Below are 21,361 nucleotides of genomic sequence, written 5' to 3'. Positions count from 1 at the left end.
GTGGTCGGGGAGAGGGACAGGAGCAGGGGCCTGCGGGAGAGCCCTCGGGGCAGGGGGCTGTGCCGCGGCCCGGGCCGGGGGAGCAGGGGTCCCGGCAGGGGAAGGGGCGTGGGCGGCGAGCGGATCGGCAGCAGCGACCGGGGCCGGGGCCGGTGCAGCAGCCCGCGGTCGGAAGCGGCACGGGGCTCGACGGGGCGCGGGAGCGCTGGGTGCCCACCGGCGGCATCGAGCTGTGCGTCGCCGAGCTGGGGGATCCGGCACGCCCCACGGTGATGCTGGTGCACGGCTATCCGGACAGCAAAGAGGTGTGGTCCGAGGTCGCCCGCGGTCTGGCCGACCGGTTCCATGTGGTGCTCTACGACGTCCGGGGCTGCGGCCGGTCCACCGCTCCGCAGCCGCTGCGCGGCGGCTTCACCCTGGAGAAGCTGACGGACGACTTCCTGGCCGTCGCCGACGCCGTCAGCCCCGACCGCCCGGTCCATGTGGTCGGCCACGACTGGGGCTCGGTACAGGCCTGGGAGTTCGCCACGGTGCGCCGTACGGAGGGCCGGATCGCCTCCTTCACCTCCCTGTCCGGCCCGTCCCTGGACCACTTCGGCCACTGGATCAAGAAGCGCATGGCACGCCCCACTCCGCGGCGCGCCGCCCAGCTCCTCAACCAGAGCGCCAAGTCCTGGTACGTCTACCTGCTGCACACGCCCGTACTGCCCGAGCTGGCATGGAAGGGCCCGCTCGGCACGCGCTGGCCAAAGATCCTGCAGCGGGTGGAGAAGGTGCCGGGCGGTGACTACCCGACCGCTTCACTGCCGACCGATGCCGCCCACGGTGCCTGGCTCTACCGCGACAATGTCCTCCCCCGGCTCCGCCGCCCGCGCACCGACGCCTATGCGCACTGCCCGGTCCAGCTCATCACCCCGACCGGTGATGCGTTTCTCTCCCAGCGGCTGTACGACGACCTGGAGCAGTGGGCGCCCCAGCTGGTACGCCGCACTCTCCCGGCCAAGCACTGGGTACCGCGTACCCGCCCCGATCAGCTCGTCTCCTGGATCGGCGAGTTCGTCACCGCCAAGGAAGAGGGAGATCCGGCGAAGCGGGTCGTGGCGTCCGGCCCGCACGCCGACCGGTTCGGCGGCCAGCTGGTGCTGGTGACCGGTGCGGCCGGCGGCATCGGCCGGGCGACGGCGTTCGCCTTCGCCGAGGCCGGCGCCCGGATCATCGCGGTCGACCGGGACGCCGAGGGCGCGGCACGGACCGCCGAGATGTCCCGGCTGATCGGTGCACCCGCGGCCTGGGCGGAGGTTGCCGACGTCTCGGACGAGGCGGCGATGGAGAAGCTCGCCGACAAGGTCGATGCCGAGTACGGCACCGTCGACGTCCTGGTGAACAACGCCGGCATCGGCCTGTCCGGCGCCTTCCTGCAGACCAGCGCCGAGGACTGGAAGAAGGTGCTGGACGTCAATCTGTGGGGCGTCATCCATGGCTGCCGGATCTTCGGCAAGCGAATGGCGGACCGCGGACAGGGCGGCCATATCGTCAACATCGCCTCGGCCGCCGCCTTCCAGCCGTCGAGGGTGCTGCCCGCCTACAGCACGTCCAAGGCGGCCGTCCTGATGCTCAGCGAGTGTCTGCGTGCCGAACTGGCCGGTCAGGGCATCGGCGTCTCGGCCATCTGCCCGGGACTGGTCAACACCGGCATCACCACCACGGCCCGCTTCACCGGTGTCTCGGCCGACGAGGAGAAGCGTCGCCAGGCCAAGGCCGCGCGGATGTACGGGCTGCGCAACTACCCGCCGGAGAAGGTCGCCGACGCCATTCTGCGTGCGGTGGTCCGCAACCAGGCGGTGGTGCCGGTCACCCCCGAGGCCCGCGGCGCCCATCTGATGTCCCGCTTCGCCCCACGCGCACTGCGCGCCCTCGCGCGCTTCGAGCCGCGGCTGTAGCGCCGGACGCCTGGCCTGTGCCCGCTGCCCGGCCAGTGTTGTTTCCCGGGCAGTGTTGCACCTCCGGCAGTGTTGTTGCCCGGATGGTGCCCACTGCCTGGCCGGTGCCTGCTGCTCGGCAAGGCCCTATGAACGGCCCGGCCGGGCAGCAGGCCCGCATCCGCCGCTGGTCTGTGTCCGCCTGCCGTCCCGTAGCCGCCGCTGCTCTGAATCCGGTGCCGGCCTGTATTAGGCACCGGACGGCCTGCGTGCCTGGGCTGGGGCTGGGGGCTGGAGACGCTTCCGGCCCCCGGGCACCAGTCGCGCCCCACCCATCTCCTCCGTCACGACCCGCAGACCACAGCCGGTCCCGCTACTCGCTGCGCGAGCCCCACCGCGCCGTCCGCACCGTGCCGCCGCCCAGCCCGTGGCGTGAGCGGGGAGCGGCAATACCCCGGTATCTGCGCCGGTCGTACCATCCCGCTCAGGAAGCGTCGCTGCGCACCGCCGTCGCCTACGCGGTGTCCACCCCTGTCCCATGGGCCGGGGCGGGCACGATGGGCCACGCGCGGTCCTCTCGTAGCGCGCGGCCCTCTCGTAAGGAGCACCTCTGTGACCGAGCAGCCGCCGACGGCCGAATACCGCATCGAGGACCTGGCGCACCTCAGCGGCGCCACGGTCCGCACGATCCGCGCCTACCAGGACCGCGGGCTGCTGCCCCGCCCGGAACGCCGGGGCCGGGCCAACGTCTACGGCGGCACCCATCTGGCCAGGCTGCGCCAGATCGCCGGTCTGCTCGACCGCGGCTACACCCTCGCCAGCATCAAGGAACTCCTCGAGGCCTGGGACGCGGGCCTCGACCTCGGCGGGGTGCTGGGGCTGGTCGCCGAGATCGACGGGCCGTGGACCGACGAGGAGGCGTCCCGCATCAGCCGCCCGGACCTGGACGCCGCCTTCGGGGGCACCTCCGACGAGGAGGCCATCGCCGAAGCCGTCGAACTGGGCGTCCTGGAAAGGATCCCCGGCGAGGACGACGAGTTCCTCGTCCCCAGCCCGCAGGAACTCGCCGTCGCCGCCGAACTGCACTCCGCCGGCGTCCCGATCCCGGCGATCTCCGGCCATCTGCGGGAGGTGCGGGGCCAGGTCGAGCACATTGCCTCCCGCTTCCTGGACTTCACCACCGAGCATGTCTTCCAGCCCTTCCTGGACCACCCGCCCACCGAGGCCGAAGCTGCGGAGGCCGCCGCCCTGGTACGCCGGCTGCGCCCCTTGGCCCAGCAGACCATCGACGCCGAACTCGCCCGCGCCATGCGCACCCTGGCCACCCGCTACCTGCGCCAGCACCTCAGCGAGGCACTACCGGCAGAGGCACTGAGGTCCGCTGAGGCGCGGTCGCTGGTGCGGTCGGCATCGGACGGCGCTGTACGGGAGCAGGCCGAGGCAGGAGGCAGGACGCCAACCGAGGCAGGGGCCGGCAGCGTGCCCGAGCCCCGGTCCGCCCCCGGGCCGTCGCCGGTCGTACCGGCTGCCGTCGGGACGAGCGCGGACCCCCGTACCGCGCCCGACCCCGGTGCGGTGCCGGAAGCGGTGCTGCTCCCTGCCGAGGCCGTACGGGCCGTGCGGGCCCTGGTGGGCGCGGAGAACACGGCCGCCTTCATCGCCGCCGCCGCTCAGCGTGAGGTGCAGGCCCGCACCATGGACGCCCTGGCGTCAGGCGGAAGCGGAAGCGGGCGCTAGAGCGGGAGCAGGCCCGGGACGGCGCCGTGGGGCGACGCGGACGGCGCCGGCACAGGAGACCAGGGCGGCGACGAGTCCTTAGTCCGACGACGCCGCACCGCAACCGCGGTCGCAACTCCCCCCCCCCCCCCGCTGAACGGCCCGCCGGCGCCCGCCCCCGCTCCGCCCGAGAGCGCCGCGGCAGCTCTCTCCCCCGCCTGCCGCACACGCCCCCGCCGCCCGCCGCTGCCGCCTGCCGACGGCCCGCCCCCGCCGCCCGGGCGGCGGTGCGTACTCAGTCTTGAGCTGTCAAAGAACAGGCAGTGCGCGGTCCCAGCCGCGCCCTTCAGAGCCTCGACTGACCGGATCTGCGGTGCCTCAACTGACCGGATCCGGGAGCCAGTTGCCGTGGAACCCATACGGCACTCGCTGCGGAAGATGGACCGTGGCGACCGGGTCGGCGGATATGTCCTCCGCGTCGAGTACGACGAGATCGCTGGTGTCCGTGGAGGCGTCGTAGACGTAGGTGATCAGCCAGCCCGGACCGCCCGGACGGTCGTCCGCCGGAGCGAAGACGGCCTCGCCCGGGGTGCGCCCCGGGCCGAAGTCGTGCCGGACGACGGCACCGGTCTGCAGGTCATAGCGGAGCAGTGCGCCGGGTATCGGGCCGGTGCCCGGCAGCTCGCCGGTCGTGGCGTGACCGAAGCGGGCCGGCAGCCCGGCGAGCCGGTCGTCCACCCGGGGGAACTCGCAGAATCGGTCGTCGAGTTGCTCCTCGGTGACCGTGCCCGTCGTGAGATCGAGGGTCCAGCGCCAGAGGTGGGCGGGGGTCATTCCGCCGAAGTCGGCGTAGCGGGACACATGGAGAACGATTCGCTGGTCGCCCTCGTCGTGCGCGTTCAGCGCGTGGAAGACATAGCAGGGGTCGATGGGCAGCCAGCGGACCTCGCCATAAGGGTCGTCACGCCGCAGCACCCCGAGACGTGCGCCGTACTCCGGATTCCACTGGAACGGCATGCCGGGGTGGCTGCGGTCGAAGACGACCGGGAGGTCCATGAAGACGACGTGGCCGGCGGTCAGGTGGAAGTCGTGCATCATCGTGTGCCCCGGAACATCGATGGGGCGAGAGATCACCAACTCCCCTGCGGCGTCGGCGCGGTGGTAGGTGAGGTAGGGCGGGGTGGGGCCGCCGTACCCGAAGAAATGCAGTTCGCCGGTGGTGGGGCACGTTTTGGGGTGGGCGGTCATGGCGGTGGTGAGCCGGCCCCCGAAGTCATGGGCTCCGATGGTCTCCAGCTCATGTCCGGGGCGGCAGTCGATCTCGTAGGGGAAGGACGACTCGACCAGCGCGAGGGTGCGTCCGGCATGCCGGACGATATGGGTGTTGGCCACGCCCGCCGCCAGGTTGCGGCGGCCCTGTGCGTCCGCCGTGCGCTCGCCCCCGGTGAAGGTGGAGGTGCGGACCCATCGGTTGCGATAGGAGACGGCCCGGCCGCCCTCCAGGCGCAGACCGTGGACCATGCCGTCGCCGAAGAACCAGTGCGGAGTGGCGGCGTCCCGCGGGTTGGGTCCGTTGCGCAGGAACCAGCCGCTGAGCTCCGGTGGGATCGTGCCCGTGACCGGCAGGTCGTAGGCGGTCAGCTCGTCCTTCACCGGGGCGAAGTTGCCGGCCATGTGGGGTGCGGGGGCCTGCGATGCGGTTGCGGTGGTCGGTGGTGTGGTGGTCATGAAGCAAGGCCTCCTTGGGCATCGTTCCGCACGCCGGAGGTGTCCATGAAGCGGGCGCGGGCTCGCTCCGGGTAGGCGGCGGTGAAGCGGATGGGAAGGGCGAATCCGGCGATCTGGATGACGATCGAGACGATGACGTTCCAGGAGTAGGCGGAGGCGAGGGTCTGGGCGACCGCGGTGAGAGTGAAGGACAGCGCCCACACGGCCGTGAGCACGACGTTGATGCGGCGGAACAGTGGGGTGTGCCAGACCTCCGGCGGGGCCATCCGTCGCGCGATCGCCATCGTGAAGGGCCGTCGCACGGCGATCGACACCCAGGCGATGAGCGCAAGCCACCCCGTCGACAGGGCATTGCCGTACGCCTGGAGGCCACTGTCGGGGCGGGCGAAGGCCACCACGCTGAGGGCGGCGAAGAACAGGATCGTGCCGTACTCCAGCAGCCGGTAGTCGAGCGAAAGGCCCGCGGCCCGGTCGGCGACGAGCAGCACCACCGCTATCGCCAGGCCCGCGAGCGCGCCCCACTGCCAGCCGGCGGACGAGACCCCCGCATAGACCAGCCACGGAATGAAGCTCCGCAGGTAGTTCATGATTCCCCCTCTTCATGCACGACCGCGTGCCTCAACACCTGGGTGAGTCATCGCATCCGCCGCACGCACATTCCAACTTCGACATGTCGAACATAGAACCTCCACCTTTGACATGTCAACAGTGGAAGGTAAAGTGCTGCCCATGAGCCTGAGACATGCCGTGCTGGGCCTGCTGGCCGAGGCCCCGGCGAGCGGATACGACCTGATGAAGCTGTTCAACGCCTCGCTTTCGAGCGTCTGGCCGGCCACCCAGAGCCAGGTGTACGGCGAGCTCACCAAGCTCACGACCGCCGGCCTCGTCGAGGTCGCCGCGCACGGCCCCCGCGGCCGCAAGGAATACGCGATCACCGGGGACGGCCTGGCGGAGCTGCGCCATTGGCTCACCGCGGTCGAACCGAGCGGACCGCAGCGCCATGACGGCGTGTTGCGCGTCTTCTTCCTCGGCATCGTCACGCCCCTCGAGGCACAGACATTCCTCCTGCATCAGGCCGAGCGCGCCGCGCAGACCCGCACCACGCTCCAGCACATCGAGGAGACCGCAGAGTGGGACGAGGAAATGATTTCGGTGTACGGGCGGATCGCGCTGGAGTACGGCTTGCGGATGTCGGCGGCCCAGGAGGAATGGGCCCGTTGGGCGGCCGATGAGGTGACCAGCGCAAAGGCGAAAAAGGCCAGCGAACTCGCCAGGGCGCAGCACCAGGAAGACCGGCAGAACGAAGCGGAGTGACGGCCGCGCGGCGGCCGCGGCGAGGTCGGCCATCCCACGGGCACAGGGGGCGACGTCGCCCGCACCGGCGCATGGCGCGAGGTCGGCCACCCCGCAGGCTCGCGGGGCAACGGCCGTCACCACCGCCCGGCGCGTCCCACAGCCTCCCCGGCCCGCAATTCAGGTGCCGCCGCCCGCCGCGCGCGGCACTCTGGAGATATGGACAACCAGCGCTCCGTGCGCATCTCGAAGTATCTGGCGAAACATCTGCGCCACGAACCGGAGCGGATCGGCATCACCCTCGATGCCCAGGGCTGGGTTTCCGTCGAAGAGCTCATGACAGCGGCCGCGCGGCACGGATTCCACTTCTCCCGGGCGGAGTTGGAAGCGGTGGTCGCCGACAACGACAAGCAGCGTTACGCCATCGAGGACGGCCGGATCCGGGCGAGCCAGGGCCATTCGGTACGTGTCGACCTCGATCTGCCGCCGGCCGTACCACCGGCCCACCTCTTCCACGGCACGGTGGCCCGCAGTGTGGCCGCCATCCGGGAGGTGGGACTGCGGCCGATGTCGCGGCATGCCGTCCATCTCTCCCAGGACCGCGAGACCGCGACCCGGGTGGGCGCGCGGCGCGGCAAGCCCGTGGTCCTGACCGTCGACGCCGGGGCGATGCACCGTGCCGGCCATGTCTTCCGGGTCAGCGCCAACGGCGTCTGGCTCACCAGCCGGGTACCGCCGCAGTTCCTCCGTTTCCCGGGCTGATCCCATCGCCCCGTGGGACCGGCGGAAAACCGGGTGCCCACGACGGAAGCGACAGAGGGAGGCAGGCCGAGCCCACCGCCCCCTGAGGCCCCCGACCCGGCCCCCGAGGCCCCTCCTCAGAGCCCTGGCGCTCCCCACACCGGGAACCACCGCGCCAGATCCTGCTCGATCGTCAGATCGTCGCCGAGCATCGCCCGCACCTCCAGTTCGAGCGGGTTGTCGCGCTTCTCGCCGCCGCCCTCCTTCGGGGAGAAGGGGTAGAACGTGCCACGCTTGTAGAGGTAGACCAGCGCCAGCGACCGCTGCCGCTCATCGCGGAACCCGACCAGCGAACAGAGCAACTGCGGGCCGAACCCCGCCTCCTCCAGCGACGTGTTGACCGCGTGCAGGTCGTTGACCAGGCCCGCCACGTCCTCCCGCGGATGCCGTGCGAGCAGCCAGGTATAGCCGTACGCGTCCTGCGTGAACTCCACCGAACCGTCCAGGAGGGACCGGGCCTCCTCCTGGATGCGGGCGAATGTCCCGCCCTCGACACTGGCGAAGCACACCGACCCCAGGCCGGTGGGTTCGAACCCGGCCGCGGCCTGGAGGGTGACGGCCGCGGACGGCAGCGCGAAGAGCTGGTCCAGATCGGGGCGTACCGGCTTGCTGCGGCCGAGGATGGCGTCAAGAAATCCCATACGCGACTTGCTCCTTGCTCGACAGGTCCCCCGATACGTCCGGCCCCACGGGGCCGGTCATCACGTCCGCCCCGGCCGCACCGTTCATCACGCCCGTCCCAGCTGCGCCGCGATCTTGGCCAGTTGGTCCAGCCGCTGTTCCAGCGTCGGGTGCGAGGACAGCAGCCGGCTGAAGCTCTCCTTGTTGAACGCCGGGGCGAAGTAGAAGGCGTTGAACGGCTGGGCCTTGCGCAGGTCCTCGGTCGGGATCCTTGCGATCTGGCCGGTGACCTTGGTCAGTGCGGCGGCCAGCGCCGAGGGACGGCCGGTCAGCAGCGCGGCGGCCCGGTCGGCGGACAGCTCGCGGTAACGGGACAGCAGCCGGGTCAGGAGGAAGCTGATCGCATAGACGACCACGCTCACGGCGGTCACGATGAGCACGGCGATGGCCGCGTTCTGGTCCCGGTTGTTACGGCCGATGCCGCTCCACAGAGCGGCCCTGGTGATGATCCCGGCCAGTACGCCGAGGAAGGACGCGATGGTCATCACCGCGACGTCCCGGTGCGCGACATGCGAGAGCTCGTGGGCCAGCACCCCCTCCAGCTCCTCCGGCTCCAGCCGCCTGAGCAGCCCGGTGGTGGCACACACCAGGGAGTTCTTCTGACCGCGTCCGGTGGCGAAGGCGTTCGGCACATCCGACTCGGCGATCGCGACCCGCGGCTTGGGCATGTCGGCCAGCGCACACAGCCGGTCGACGGCGCCGTGCAGCTCGGGTGCCTGCTCCGGCGTGACCTCGCGCGCACCCATGCTGAACGCCGCGATCCGGTCGCTGAACCAGAACTGCGCGACGAACAGGGCACCCGAGATCAGCAGCACCACCACCCACGCGCCCTTGAGCAGCACCACCAGCACGCCGACGACCACGACGTACAGCAACCCGATGAAGAACATCGTGGTGACCATGCGGGTGGTCAGCCCGCGGTCCGGGGCGAATCGGGTCTGTGCCATGGCTCCTCCGCAAGCGCCGCAGTTCGCGCAGTGCGCCCACCGCTCGCGCGCCGTCCTCGTGCACGGCGCGCCGCGGCAGCACACTGCGCCGCTGTACCGATTCTCCCTCTTGAGGGCTATATGTGGGGTAAAGCCCAGGCCAGGGGACTGCCGGGCGCGTCGGGCGGCGGGGCACACGCGAGACCGGCCGGGGACGACCCAGGAGCAGCACAGACCACCCCGACGGCGGGGACGAGTCCGGAGGAGCGGAGACGGCCGACGGGCCGTGTCGGACCGGCAGCTCCAGGACCACTGCCCCGGACCGCCGGCCCGTGCGCCGCCTACCGCGCGGCCAGCTGCGCCAGTCCCTCCGTGGCGATCCGCTCGAAGACCGCGACATCGGTCTCGAAGAGCGAATCGGCGATCGGCCAGTGGAGGACCAGCTCGTCGATGCCCAGCTCGGCGTGGCGTCCGGCGAAGTCGACGAAGGCGTCCACGGAGTCCAGCGGACGGTCCGGAGTGAAGCCGGTCAGCATGATCTTCTGCAGGTCGGCGAGCTCCCGGCCCTGATCGGCACAGGCCTTCCCCAGCCGCTCGATCTGCCCGCGGACCGCCTCGCGCGAGTCGTCCGACGTCCCGCCCCCGTTGGAGACCTTGGGATCACCGGTCGTCACCCACGCCTGGCCGTACTGGGCGGCCAGCCTCAGCCCGCGCGGTCCGGTGGCCGCCACCGCGAACGGCAGCCGCGGGCGCTGCGCGCAGCCGGGGATGTTGCGCACCTCGTGCGCGGAGTAGTGGTCGCCGGCGTAGGAGACGACATCCTGGGTCAGCAGCCGGTCCAGCAGCCCGACGAACTCGGCGAAGCGGTCGGCCCGTTCCCGCGGCTCCCACGGCTCCTGGCCGAGCGCGGTGGCGTCGAAGCCGTTGCCGCCGGCGCCGATGCCCAGGGTGATCCGGCCGTCGCTGATGTCGTCGAGCGAGATCAGTTCCTTGGCGAGGGTGACCGGGTGCCGGAAGTTCGGCGAGGTGACGAGGGTGCCCAGCCGCAGGCGGGACGTCGCGGCCGCGGCCGCGGTCAGCGTCGGGAGGGCGCCGAACCACGCCTGGTCGCGGAAGCTCCGCCACGAGAGGTGGTCGTAGGTGTACGCGGCGTGGAAACCCAGCTCCTCGGCGCGCTGCCATGCCTCCCGTCCGCCCTCGGACCAACGGTGGACGGGGAGTATCACGGTGCTCAGTCGCATACCCACGAGCGTACGGGCGTGCGGACGGTGCTCACGATTCGCCCGGTCGCCGTGGACGGCTCCACCACGGCCCGTCCGTACGCCCTCGGCCCGGCCGCCACGGGCTCATGCGCGCAACCCACCGCACGCCTGTGCACGCCGGTACGGGAAGATGGCCCCGTGACTGATGCCCCCGCCACGCCACCACGGGCGCCCGAAACGGCCGTTGCGCCCCGGCTGATCGCCACCGACCTCGACGGCACGCTGCTGCACGACGACAAGACGGTCTCCGACCGGACGATCGCCGCACTGGCCGCCGCGGAGCAGGCCGGCATCGAGGTGTTCTTCGTCACCGGGCGCCCGGCCCGCTGGATGGGCGTGGTCAGCGACCATGTACACGGTCACGGGCTGGCGATCTGCGCGAACGGCGCGGCCGTCGTCGATCTGCACCGCGGGGGCCGGATCGTCGAGGTCAGCCCGCTGGAGCGCACCGTCGCGCTGACGATCGTGGACATGCTGCGCAACGTCGCGCCCGGCACCTCGTTCGCGGTCGAGCGCACCGGCGGCATCCACTACGAGCCGCAGTACCCGCCCCTCCTCCTGGACCCGGCCGCGGTCGTCGCGCCGGCCGAGAAGCTGCTCGCGGAGGACTTCGTCTCGACGCTGTGCCCGCACGCGACCGGGCCCGAGGACGCCCAGGGGCCGGACGACGCGTCGGGGGGCACCAACAGCCCCACCGGGCCCGCCGACCCCACAGCCTCCATTGATCCAGCCGACCCCGTCGGCCCCGCCTTCCCCGAGCAGCCCGTGATCAAGCTGCTGGCGCACCACCCCGAGCTGGACCCCGACGCATTCCTCACCCTGGCCCGTACGACCGCGGGCGATCTCGCGTCCTTCACCCGCTCCAGCCCCACCGCCCTCCTGGAGATCAGCGGAGCCGGCGTCAGCAAGGCCGGCACCCTCGCCCGCTGCTGTGCGGAGCGCGGCATCTCTCCGGAGGAGGTCGTCGCCTTCGGCGACATGCCGAATGACATAGAGATGCTGACCTGGGCCGGCGCCTCGTACGCCATGGCCAACGCGCATCCGGACGTGCTGGCCGCCACGACGGGCCGCACCGCGTCCAACAACGACGACGGTGTCGCTGCCGTCATCGAGCAGATCCTGCGCCACGGCGCTCCACGGGCCGACCGACAGCCCCGATAGCACCGAGCGCGGCGGCCCGGCGACAGCCGCAGCCGGGCCGGGCCCCCGCGCCCGCCCTGCCGCCGTCTTACAGCGGCGCCTCCCACCGCACCGTCGTCCCCGTGCCGCCCTCGCCCAGCCCCGGACCGAACCAGCTGGACCCGCCCAGTGACTCCGCGCGCTTGGAGAGGTTCTTGAGGCCGCTGCGGCGACCGCCGTCCGAGATGCCGACGCCGTCGTCGGCGACGGTCAGCCGGACGCCGTCGGCGCCGTCCGGGAGCCGGATCGTGGCATCGACGACGACCTCGATCCGGGACGCCTGGGCGTGCCGGAAGGCGTTCGACAGCGCCTCGCGCAGCGCGGCGATCAGGTTCTTGCCGGTCAGCTCGCCGACCCGGGAGTCGACCGGGCCGATGAAACCGGCCGACGGCTGGAAGCCGAGCGGTACGGCGGCGGTGCCGATCTCCCGCAGTACCCGGGTCCGCAGCCCGGACGGTGCCTCGGCCGGGCCCTGCTGCAGGGCGAAGATCGCGGTGCGGATCTCCTGGATGGTGACGTCCAGCTCGTCGACGGCCTTGCCGACGCCCTGGGCCACCTCCGGCACGATCGTTCTGCGCTGGGCGCTCTCCAGGATCATGCCGGTCGCGAAGAGCCGCTGGATGACGAGATCGTGCAGGTCACGGGCGATCCGGTCGCGGTCCTCGTAGACCGCCAGCCGCTCGCGGTCGCGCTGTGCGTCCGCCAGGACCAGCGCCAGGGCGGCCTGCGCCGCGAACTGAGTGGCCAGCGTCCGCTCGGCGCCGGTGAACGGGCGGGCACCCCTCGCCCGCGGGGTCGCCAGAGTGCCGAGCACCCGTCCGCCGCTCTTGAGCGGCAGCATCATGCTGGGGCCGAACCGGGCCGCGATGTCCGTGATCATCCGTGGGTCGGTGGCCGAGTCGTGCACGAACACCGCTTCCCCGGCGAGGAGTTGCTCGACGACCGGGCTGTGGGGCGGAATCTGCGTCCCCATGATCCCGGTGGGGTCGTCCGCCGACACCGCGACGATCTCCAGACCGCCCTCCTCGTCCGGCAGCAGCACGATGCCGGCCGCCGAGTCCGCCAGTTTGCGGGCCTGCTCGGCGACCACCGCAAGCGCATCGTCGACATCGCTGCCGGCGAGGAGTTCGGTGGTCACCGCCACCGAGCCGTCGATCCACCGCTCCCGCTGCCGGGTTGCCGCATGCAGCCTGGCGTTGCCGATCGCGATACCGGCCTCGGTGGCCAGCACCCGCACCATGTGCAGGTCCTCCTCGCTGAACTCCCCGCCGTCGCGCTTCTCCGTCAGATAGAGGTTGCCGAAGATCTCGCCCTGGACGCGGACCGGCACCCCGAGGAACGTCCGCATCGGCGGGTGCCCGGCCGGGAAGCCCGCCGAGCGGGGGTCCTTCGTGAGGTCGCGGAGGCGCAGCGGCTTGGGATCGTGGATGAGCGCACCGAGCAGACCCTTGTGGCCGTCGGGCAGCGCGCCGATCCGCCGGTGCTGCTCCCCGTCCACCCCGTACGTCACGAAGTCCGACAGCCCCTCGCGGGCGTCGTCGATGATCCCGATCGCGGCATAGCGGGCGTCGGCGAGCTCGGCGGCGGTCTCCACGATCCGGTCCAGGGTGACGTGCAGATCAAGACCCGCGCCGACCGTACGCATCGCTTCCAGCAGCTGCGGCACCCGGGCGGTCAGCTCGGACGACAGGCCCTGCAGACTGCGCGTCGCCTCGGTGGCGGCGTCCATGGGGTCGAGTCCCGCAGCCTCGCTCCCAGGGTCCCTGGGGTCCGAGGGCGGGGGTTCTGCCGTGACTGCCATGCAATGAGCCTAATAACGGCTGATTTCCAGGGAAAGTCCAGTTATGCGGGGAGGGCGGGGAGCGGCGGGAGGCAGGGGCCGGGGTATGGCGGGCGAGCCGGGCACGGGGCGGTACGCCCTCCCGCGCCACCAGCCGCGAGGCAACTGGCGCCGTCGGCTGCGGGCCGCCTCATGCCGCCTGCTGCGCGTCGTATGCCGCTGTTGCGCCTCGCCTCGTGCCACGGGTCGTGGGGCGCCCTACGCCACCGGCTGCGCCTCGCCGTACGCCGCGTCCACCGCCCGCTCGCGCTCCAGCATCCGCCGGAACGGGCCGTCGGCCGCGGCCAGCTCCGCGTACGTCCCGCGCTGCGCGACCTGCCCCTCGTCCAGGACCAGCACCTCGTCGACCGCGTCGAGACCGGTGAGCCGGTGGGTGATCAGCACCGTCGTGCGGCCCTCGGTCGCGGCCAGCAGATCGGCGGTCAGCGCATCGGCGGTGGCCAGGTCGAGGTGCTCGGCGGGCTCGTCCAGAACGAGCACCGGGAAGTCCGCGAGCAGGGCGCGGGCCAGCGCCAGCCGCTGCCGCTGGCCCCCGGACAGCCGGGCGCCGTGCTCGCCGACCATGGTGTCCAGGCCGTCGGGCAGCCCCCGCACCCAGTGCGCGAGCCGCGCCCGGCCGAGCGCGTCCCACAGGTCCCGGTCGGCGTCGGCCGAGGTGTCCCGCCGGTCGCGGCGGGCGAGCTTGAGGTTCTCCCGCAGCGAGCTGTCGAAGAGGTGCGCGTCCTGCGCACACAGCCCCACCAACCGCCGGACCGCGTCACCGTCCACCGTCCGGGCGTCCGTGCCGCCCAGCAGGTACGACCCCGACTCCCGGTCCAGGAAGCGCAGCAGCACCTGCGCCAGCGTGGTCTTGCCGGAGCCGGACGGGCCGACGACGGCGAGCCGGTGGCCGGCCGTCAAGGTGAAGCCGACGCCGTCCAGCGCCGGGCGGTCCGCTCCCGGATGGCGCGCGGTCAGATCCCGTACGGCCAGCGGGAACGGCGTCTCGGGAGTGTCGGCCGGCACGGCGGGCTCCTGCACCGGGACCGGGGCGTCCAGCACCTCGAAGACCCGCTCGGCGGCGTGCCGGGTGCGCCGGCGGTACTGCACGGCGAGCGGCAGCCCGGCCACCGCCTCGAAGGCGGCCAGCGGGGTGAGCACGACCACGGCCAGCGCCACACCCGCCAACCGGCCCGCATGCACGGCCTGGACGCCGGCCACCGCCGCCGCGGCGACCGTCAGCCCGCACAGCAGCGCCGACAGCCCGGCGCCGGTTCCGGCCACGGTGGCCGAGCGGGAGGCGATCCGGGTCAGCTCCCGGTCGGCGCGCCGCACCGATTCCGTACGGGCGGGCAGGGCGCCGGCCACCGTCAACTCGGCGGTGCCGGTGAGCACATCGACGACCCGGGTCGCGAGCCGCCCGCGCGCGGGCGCCAGTTGACGCTCCGCCCGCCGGGCCAGCGCACCCGAGAGCACCGGGACCCCCACGCCCGCGAGCAGCAGTCCGACGGCGAGGATCGCACCGGCCTCCGGCAACAGCCATCCGGTGAAGCCCACCGTGCCCGCGCCGACCAGTACCGCCGCCCCCACGGGCAGCAGCCAGCGCAGGAAGTAGTCCTGTCCCGCATCGACATCGGCCACCAGTCGCGACAGCAGATCGCCGCGGCTGCGCTCCGTGAGCCCGGCCGGGGCCAGCCGCTCCAGCCGCCGGAAGACGGCGACACGCACCTCGGCGAGCATCCGGAACACCGCGTCATGGGCGACCAGCCGCTCGGCGTACCGGAAGACCGCACGGCCGATGCCGAACGCCCTGGTCGCGGTCACCGCGACCATCAGGTACAGCACCGGAGGCTGCTGCGCCGCCCGCGAGATCAGCCATCCCGAGGTCGCCATCAGTCCGACGGCGCTGCACAGCGCCAGGCTCCCCAGCAGCAGCGCCACCGCGAACTGTGCCCGATGCGCGCGGGCGGTCCGCCGCAGCCGGGTGAGCGCCGCACCCCGGGCGGGGCCGGGAAGGGGGTCGGGCTCGGTGCCCTCGTCCGGGACCCGCGCCCCGGCTGCCACCTTTGCGGAGCCCCGGTCGCCCTCGGCCGGGTCCAGGGCCGGGCCTGCCGCCGGGGCCCCAGCCGTCTCCTGGCACGAGACCGCCGCCACCGCCGTACTGAGGCCCGTCCCCGCGCCCACCGCGTCCACAGCTCCCGCCGCATCCGCAGACCCCACCGGATCCGGCAGCCGCACCACCCGGTCCGCCACCGCCAGCAGCGCCGGCCGGTGGACGACGAGCAGGACCGTGCGGCCGACGGCGAGCCGGCGGACCGCGGCCACGATCGCCTCCTCGGTCGCGCCGTCCAGGTTGGCGGTGGGCTCGTCCAGCAGCAGGATCGGGCGGTCGGCGAGGAAGGCACGGGCGAGCGCGAGGCGCTGGCGCTGGCCGGCCGAGAGCCCAGCACCGGACTCACCGAGCCGGGTCGCCATCCCGTCCGGCAGCGCGTCGATGAAGTCCAGCGCGCCCGCGTCGCCCAGCGCGGTGCGCACCGCGGCGTCCTCCGCGTCCGGCCGCGCCAGCCGTACGTTCTCGGCGATGGTGCCGGCGAACAGATGCGGGTGCTGCGGCACCCAGGCGATCCGCTGTCGCCAGCTGTCGGGGGAGAGGGACGCGATGTCCCGGCCGTCGACGAGGGCCCGGCCCCCGTACGGTGCGGTGAAGCCGAGCAGCACGCTCAGCAGGGTGGACTTGCCGGCGCCGGAGGGACCGACCAGCGCGACGGTCTCGCCGGACCGGACCTCGAACGAGGTCGCCGGGAGCGAGTCCCCGGTCCGCCCGGGGTGGCGGACCACCAGGTCCTCCACGGCCAGTGCCGTGCCCGCGGGCGCGGGCGCGGTGCCGGTCGCGCGCAGCGGTGTCTCCAGTACCGCGAAGATCTCCTCCGCGGCGGAGAGCCCCTCGGCCGCAGCGTGGTACTGCGCGCCGACCTGTCGCAACGGCAGATAGGCCTCGGGAGCCAGCACCAGCACCATCAGGCCGGTGTAGAGGTCGAGCTCCCCGTGCACCAGCCGCATGCCGATGCCGACCGCGACCAGCGCGACCGAGATGGTGGCGAGGAGTTCGAGCGCGAAGGAGGAGAGAAAGGCGATCCGCAGGGTGCGCAGCGTCGCCCGGCGGTAAGCGCCGGTGATGGCCCGGATGGACGCGGCCTGGGCCTTGGCCCGGCCGAAGACCTTGAGGGTCGGCAGTCCCTCGACGACATCGAGGAAGTGGCCCGACAGTCGGGCGAGCAGCCGCCACTGGCGGTCCATCCGCGCCTGGGTGGCCCAGCCGATCAGGACCATGAACAGCGGGATCAGCGGAAGGGTGAGGACGATGGTGAGCGCCGAGATCCAGTCCCCCGTGACGATCCGGGCCAGCACCGCGAGGGGGACGACGACGGCCAGGCCCAACTGCGGCAGATAGCGGGCGAAGTAGTCGTCCAGTGCGTCGATGCCGCGGGTGGCGAGGGTGGTGAGTTCGCCGGTGCGCATCTCCAGGGTCCCCGCGCCGTCGGGTGCGCCCGCACCGGCCGCGCCCCGACCGTGTGGCTCCGGGGTCCGCGCGCCATCGTCCGTGCGGCCGATCACCGCTCCGGGCCCCAGCCGCGCCGCCCGCTCGATCAGCCGCATCCGCAGCTCGGACTTGACCGCCGCACCGGCGCGGTGCGCGGCCAGCTCGGTGAGCCAGGTGACCAGACCGCGCCCGACGGAGATCGCGGCGAGCAGCGCCAGCGGGGTGGCCAGTGCGCCGAGATCGAGGTGGTGCTGGAACGCCCCGACGACGATCTCGGCGATCAGCATCGCCTGGCCGATGACCAGGCCCGCTCCGGCAAGCCCGAGCACCACCACCGCGACCAGGAAGCCGCGGGTGGCGTGGGCGTAACGGAGCAGACGCGGGTCGACCGGTTTCACGTGAAACTTCCATCCTGCTGAGGCCACCGGGGAGGCGGCTCAGCTAGTGGGCCTCGGCGATGTGCTGGGTGCCGATTCGCTTGCGGAACACCCAGTACGTCCACCCTTGGTAGAGCATCACCAGCGGCGTGGCGAAACCGGCGCACCACGTGATGATCTTCAGGGTGTAGGGACTGGACGAGGCGCTGCCGACGGTGAGGTTCCAGCTCTCGTTCAGCGTCGACGGCATGACGTTCGGGAAGAGCGTCAGGAACAGCATCGTGACCGCGGCCGCGATAGCGAGACCGGAGAAGGAGAACGCCCAGCCCTCGCGCCCGAGCCTGTTGGCCCCGAGCGCCGCGAGCAGCGCGACCACCACCACGCCCATCGCGATCAGGCTGCTGACATCGCCCTTGTCTGCCTGGGTCCAGCCGAGGAAGCCGACCGTCGGCACCAGGGTGAGCAGTCCGAGGACGGTCGCCAGCCGGCGGGCCCGCCCCCGGATCTCACCCGTCGTCTTCAGCGAGGCGAACACCGCGCCGTGGAAGGTGAACAGCGTCAGCGTGACCAGCCCGCCCAGGATCGCGTACGGGTTCAGCAGGTCGAGAACGCTCCCCACGTACTCCTTGTGTGCATCGATCTTGACGCCGTGCACGATGTTGCCGAATACGACGCCCCACAGCACCGCGGGCAGCAGCGAGGTCCAGAAGATCGCGGTCTCCCAGTTCCGCTGCCAGTGCTCCTCGGTCCGCTTGGCGCGGTACTCGAAGGCGACCCCGCGGACGATCAGGCATACGAGGATGAGCAGGAACGGCAGGTAGAAGCCGGAGAGCAGGGTGGCGTACCAGTCGGGGAAGGCGGCGAAGGTCGCACCGGCCGCGCTGATCAGCCAGACCTCGTTGCCGTCCCAGACCGGGCCGATGGTGTTGATCAGTACGCGCTTCTCACGCCGGTCGCGGGCGAGGAGCTTGGTGTGGACGCCGATCCCGAAGTCGAACCCTTCGAGGAAGAAGTACCCGGTCCAGAGGACGGCGATAAGGACGAACCAGACGTCGTGGAGTTGCACAGTCGCCTCCTAGTACGAGAAGGCCATCGGCCGGTCGGCGTCCGTGCTGTCGCCGCCGATCTTGGTGGGCGGGTTGAGGTCGGAGTCGCTGAGCTCCTGCGGTCCGGCCTTGATGTACTTCACCAGCAGCTTGATCTCGACCACGGCGAGGATCGCGTAGAGCCCGGTGAAGACGATCATCGAGGTGAGCACCTCGCCCTGCGAGACGCCCGGGGACACCGCGTCCGAGGTGCGCAGTACGCCGTAGACGGCCCAGGGCTGGCGGCCCATCTCGGTGAAGATCCAGCCCCACGAGTTCGCGATGAGCGGGAAGCCGAGCGTGACGAAGGCGAGCGACCAGTACCACTTGCTCAGGCGGGCACCGAGCACCTTGTTCTTGGTGAGCGCGAGATGCGGTGGCTCCTCGTCGCCCGTACGCAGCCCCGGTGCGAGCCAGAACTTCTTACGGGTGAGCCAGAGCCCGGCGAGACCGATGGCGAAGGACGACATACCGAAGCCGATCATCCAGCGGAAGCCCCAGTAGGCGACCGGGATGTTGGGCCGGTAGTCACCGGGCCCGAACTTCTGCTTCTCGGCCTTGTTGACGTCGTTGATGCCGGGGACCGGCGAGCTGAAGTCGTTGTGCGCGAGGAAGGACAGCAGGCCGGGTATCTCGATGGCGACCGTGTTGTGCCCCTTCTCGACATCGCCGTAGGCGAAGACCGAGAACGGCGCCGGCTCCTCCTTGTCCCACAGCGCCTCGGCCGCGGCCATCTTCATCGGCTGCTGCTTGAACATGACCTTGCCGAGCGAGTCGCCGCTGACCGCGGTGAGGATGCCCGAGATGACCAGCGTGATCAGCCCGAGCCGCAGCGACGTCCGCATGACCTTGATGTGCTTCTTGCGCATCAGATGGAAGGCGGCGATGCCGACCATGAACGCGGCGCCGGTCAGGAAGGCCGCGGTCAGCGTGTGGAAGACGACGACCAGGGTGGTGTCCTGGGTCAACACCTTCCAGAAGTCGGTCAGCTCCGCACGTCCGTTCGCGGCGTTGTACTTGTAGCCGACCGGATGCTGCATCCAGGAGTTCGCCGCGAGGATGAAGTACGCCGACAGGATCGTGCCGATCGAGACCATCCACATGCAGAAGCAGTGGATCCTCTTCGGCAGCTTGTCCCAGCCGAAGATCCACAGTCCGATGAAGGTGGACTCGAAGAAGAACGCGATGAGCGCCTCGAAGGCCAGCGGGGCGCCGAAGACGTCACCGACGAATCGCGAGTAGGCGGACCAGTTCATCCCGAACTGGAACTCCTGGACGATGCCGGTGACGACACCCATCGCGATGTTGATCAGGAACAGCTTGCCCCAGAATTTGGTGGCCTTGAGGTACTCCTGCTTCCCCGTGCGTACCCATGCGGTCTCGAGTCCGGCCACCAGAGCGGCGAGGGAGATCGTCAGGGGGACGAACAGGAAGTGGTAGACGGTGGTGATGCCGAATTGCCATCGGGCCAGAGTCTCTGGCGCCAACGCCAGTTCCATGCCGTGCTCCTTACGTCGCCGTTGCACTACGGCAATGCCCCCTTTGCACCACATAAAGTGGTGCATACGGGGACGCGCTTGTGAACGCGTTCACATTCACAAGCAATTATCTCCTACGAGCCTCGGCCATTTCTGCCGGGGGGTACGTGACCGCGGTCACGTAGGTCCACAGGCGGCCGGCACCCCCTCCACCTGCGACGTTCCGGGCCACGTCGACCGCGGCCGCCGCACCCGGGCCACCGGCCACGACGGCGCAAAGCAGTACCTCATGCACAAGGCCGCGGATCCTTAGACCCACGGCCTCTTGCGCCACTCGACAACGGCTTACAACGCCTTGCGGAACTCCTCCGCGGCCTGCAGGAACAGGTCCATCGCCGGGCTCTCGCCGATCGTGACCCGCACGCCCTCACCGGCGAACGGCCGCACGACCACCCCGGCCCGCTCGCAGGCCGCCGCGAAGTCGGTCGTACGGTCACCCAGCCGCAGCCAGACGAAGTTCGCCTGCGACTCGGGGACCGTCCAGCCCTGCCCCTGCAGGCCGTCCACCACCCGCGCCCGCTCGGTCACCAGGGCATCGACCCGCTCCAGCAGCGCCGCCTCGCTGCGCAGCGACGCCACCGCCGCCTCCTGCGCCAGCTGGCTCACACCGAACGGCACCGCCGTCTTGCGCAGCGCCGCGGCCACCGGCTCATGGGCCACCGCGAAGCCGACCCGCAGCCCCGCCAGGCCGTAAGCCTTGGAGAAGGTGCGCAGCACGCACACATTGGGCCGGTCGCGGTAGAGCTCGATGCCGTCCGGCACCTGGGGATCGCGCACGAACTCGCAGTACGCCTCGTCCAGCACCACCAGCACATCGCTCGGCACCCGGTCCAGGAAGGACTCCAGCTCCGCACGGCGCACAACGGTGCCGGTGGGGTTGTTGGGGTTGCAGACAAAGATCAACCGGGTCCGGTCGGTGATCGCGCCGAACATGGCGTCCAGGTCGTGCACCTCACCGGAGGTCAGCGGGACCTGCACGGACGTGGCGCCCGAGACCTGGGTGACGATCGGGTACGCCTCGAACGAGCGCCAGGCGTAGATCACCTCATCGCCGGGACCGGCCGTCGACTGGACCAGCTGCTGCGCCACACCGACCGAACCGGTGCCGGTCGCCAGATGCTCCAGGGGCACCGAGAACCGGTCGGACAGCTCCGCCATCAGGCCCGTGCAGGCCATGTCCGGGTAGCGGTTGAAAGAGCCGGCGGCGGTCACCGCGCTCTCCAGGACGCCCGGCAGCGGCGGATAGGGGTTCTCGTTGGAGGACAGCTTGTACGTGACGGGGCCGCCGACCGCCGCCGGCCGGCCCGGCTTGTAGGTGGGGATGCCGTCCAACGCAGCACGCAGCTTCGGGGTCTTCTCGCTCACCGCAGGTCCTCCTCGACCGTCCTGCTCTTCTCCAATACTGCACACCTTATGAGGATTGACCCGTTCGGCGGCAGCCCCGAACTGCCGCCGGGCTCACGCCCGCGCCTCCGGCCCGCCGCCGGGAAGCCCCG

15 protein-coding genes are annotated in these 21,361 nt (G+C 71.5%); 5 read left to right on the top strand and 10 right to left on the bottom strand.

Annotation, left to right across the window (positions count from 1 at the left end; genetic code table 11):
- The first annotated feature begins 152 nt into the window (after positions 1–152).
- Together Scani_RS36590 and Scani_RS36585 are read left to right on the top strand one after the other, a co-directional pair.
- The gene (locus Scani_RS36590) at positions 153–1,940 is read left to right on the top strand and encodes an SDR family oxidoreductase (protein ID WP_246296351.1); all 1,788 of its coding nucleotides are present in this window, start codon (positions 153–155) and stop codon (positions 1,938–1,940) included.
- A 591-nt stretch (positions 1,941–2,531) separates the two neighbouring features.
- Positions 2,532–3,656, top strand: a complete 1,125-nt coding sequence (locus Scani_RS36585) for a MerR family transcriptional regulator (RefSeq protein ID WP_159481960.1) — start codon at positions 2,532–2,534, stop codon at positions 3,654–3,656.
- Between the two features lie 357 nt (positions 3,657–4,013).
- On the opposite strand, the gene Scani_RS36580 is transcribed toward Scani_RS36585, so the two are convergent.
- Positions 4,014–5,363 (bottom strand): carotenoid oxygenase family protein, encoded by a 1,350-nt coding sequence (locus tag Scani_RS36580; protein WP_159481959.1) that lies wholly within the window; start codon positions 5,361–5,363, stop codon positions 4,014–4,016.
- Entirely contained in the window at positions 5,360–5,950 is a 591-nt protein-coding gene (locus Scani_RS36575) for a DUF3159 domain-containing protein (protein WP_159481958.1), read from the bottom strand. The genes Scani_RS36580 and Scani_RS36575 overlap by 4 nt, the downstream gene beginning before the upstream one ends.
- Positions 5,951–6,092: 142 nt before the next feature.
- Here Scani_RS36575 and Scani_RS36570 point away from each other — a divergent pair, with 142 nt between their 5' ends.
- Together Scani_RS36570 and Scani_RS36565 are read left to right on the top strand one after the other, a co-directional pair.
- Complete coding sequence (locus Scani_RS36570) at positions 6,093–6,677, top strand: PadR family transcriptional regulator (RefSeq protein ID WP_159481957.1); 585 nt, start codon at positions 6,093–6,095, stop codon at positions 6,675–6,677.
- A gap of 198 nt (positions 6,678–6,875) precedes the next feature.
- A complete protein-coding gene (locus Scani_RS36565; RefSeq protein WP_159481956.1) occupies positions 6,876–7,418 on the top strand; it encodes an RNA 2'-phosphotransferase in 543 nt (180 codons plus the stop codon).
- A gap of 116 nt (positions 7,419–7,534) precedes the next feature.
- On the opposite strand, the gene pspAB is transcribed toward Scani_RS36565, so the two are convergent.
- The 3 genes from pspAB to Scani_RS36550 all read right to left on the bottom strand — a co-directional run bounded on the left by pspAB (position 7,535) and on the right by Scani_RS36550 (position 10,305).
- On the bottom strand, positions 7,535–8,098 hold the full coding sequence (gene pspAB / locus Scani_RS36560) for a PspA-associated protein PspAB (protein WP_159481955.1): 564 nt from the start codon (positions 8,096–8,098) through the stop codon (positions 7,535–7,537).
- Positions 8,099–8,185: 87 nt separating this feature from the next.
- The gene (htpX, locus tag Scani_RS36555; protein WP_159481954.1) at positions 8,186–9,085 is read right to left on the bottom strand and encodes a zinc metalloprotease HtpX; all 900 of its coding nucleotides are present in this window, start codon (positions 9,083–9,085) and stop codon (positions 8,186–8,188) included.
- 320 nt (positions 9,086–9,405) lie between these two features.
- A complete protein-coding gene (locus Scani_RS36550) occupies positions 9,406–10,305 on the bottom strand; it encodes an LLM class flavin-dependent oxidoreductase (protein ID WP_174872802.1) in 900 nt (299 codons plus the stop codon).
- A gap of 159 nt (positions 10,306–10,464) precedes the next feature.
- Between Scani_RS36550 and Scani_RS36545 the strand changes: the two genes are divergently transcribed.
- Entirely contained in the window at positions 10,465–11,487 is a 1,023-nt protein-coding gene (locus Scani_RS36545; RefSeq protein WP_159481952.1) for an HAD hydrolase family protein, read from the top strand.
- A gap of 67 nt (positions 11,488–11,554) precedes the next feature.
- Here Scani_RS36545 and Scani_RS36540 read toward each other — a convergent pair whose 3' ends face one another.
- The 5 genes from Scani_RS36540 to hisC all read right to left on the bottom strand — a co-directional run bounded on the left by Scani_RS36540 (position 11,555) and on the right by hisC (position 21,230).
- Positions 11,555–13,234 carry a GAF domain-containing sensor histidine kinase gene (locus tag Scani_RS36540; protein ID WP_159482582.1) on the bottom strand — a complete coding sequence of 560 codons (1,680 nt, stop codon included), beginning with the start codon at positions 13,232–13,234 and terminating at the stop codon, positions 11,555–11,557.
- A 309-nt stretch (positions 13,235–13,543) separates the two neighbouring features.
- Positions 13,544–17,263: a thiol reductant ABC exporter subunit CydD gene (cydD, locus tag Scani_RS36535; RefSeq protein WP_159481951.1), complete on the bottom strand. Its 3,720-nt coding sequence runs from the start codon at positions 17,261–17,263 to the stop codon at positions 13,544–13,546.
- 43 nt (positions 17,264–17,306) lie between these two features.
- Complete coding sequence (cydB, locus tag Scani_RS36530) at positions 17,307–18,308, bottom strand: cytochrome d ubiquinol oxidase subunit II (RefSeq protein ID WP_159481950.1); 1,002 nt, start codon at positions 18,306–18,308, stop codon at positions 17,307–17,309.
- Positions 18,309–18,317: 9 nt separating this feature from the next.
- Entirely contained in the window at positions 18,318–19,826 is a 1,509-nt protein-coding gene (locus Scani_RS36525) for a cytochrome ubiquinol oxidase subunit I (RefSeq protein WP_159481949.1), read from the bottom strand.
- A gap of 324 nt (positions 19,827–20,150) precedes the next feature.
- Positions 20,151–21,230 carry a histidinol-phosphate transaminase gene (gene hisC, locus Scani_RS36520; RefSeq protein ID WP_159481948.1) on the bottom strand — a complete coding sequence of 360 codons (1,080 nt, stop codon included), beginning with the start codon at positions 21,228–21,230 and terminating at the stop codon, positions 20,151–20,153.
- Positions 21,231–21,361: the final 131 nt, after the last annotated feature.

It is taken from the genome of Streptomyces caniferus (genome assembly GCF_009811555.1).
Taxonomy (GTDB): Bacteria; Actinomycetota; Actinomycetes; order Streptomycetales; family Streptomycetaceae; genus Streptomyces; species Streptomyces caniferus.
Note: the sequence above shows the minus strand (reverse complement) of the source record. Positions and strands in the feature narration are given on the sequence as shown.

Excerpts from the sequence above, each read along its gene's own strand:
- Scani_RS36580 (WP_159481959.1), bottom strand. The coding sequence starts at position 5,363 with ATGACCACCACACCACCGACCACCGCAACCGCATCGCAGGCCCCCGCA.
- Scani_RS36575 (WP_159481958.1), bottom strand. The coding sequence starts at position 5,950 with ATGAACTACCTGCGGAGCTTCATTCCGTGGCTGGTCTATGCGGGGGTC.
- Scani_RS36570 (WP_159481957.1), top strand. The coding sequence starts at position 6,093 with ATGAGCCTGAGACATGCCGTGCTGGGCCTGCTGGCCGAGGCCCCGGCG.
- Scani_RS36565 (WP_159481956.1), top strand. The coding sequence starts at position 6,876 with ATGGACAACCAGCGCTCCGTGCGCATCTCGAAGTATCTGGCGAAACAT.
- pspAB (WP_159481955.1), bottom strand. The coding sequence starts at position 8,098 with ATGGGATTTCTTGACGCCATCCTCGGCCGCAGCAAGCCGGTACGCCCC.
- htpX (WP_159481954.1), bottom strand. The coding sequence starts at position 9,085 with ATGGCACAGACCCGATTCGCCCCGGACCGCGGGCTGACCACCCGCATG.
- Scani_RS36550 (WP_174872802.1), bottom strand. The coding sequence starts at position 10,305 with ATGCGACTGAGCACCGTGATACTCCCCGTCCACCGTTGGTCCGAGGGC.
- Scani_RS36540 (WP_159482582.1), bottom strand. The coding sequence starts at position 13,234 with ATGGACGCCGCCACCGAGGCGACGCGCAGTCTGCAGGGCCTGTCGTCC.
- Scani_RS36525 (WP_159481949.1), bottom strand. The coding sequence starts at position 19,826 with ATGGAACTGGCGTTGGCGCCAGAGACTCTGGCCCGATGGCAATTCGGC.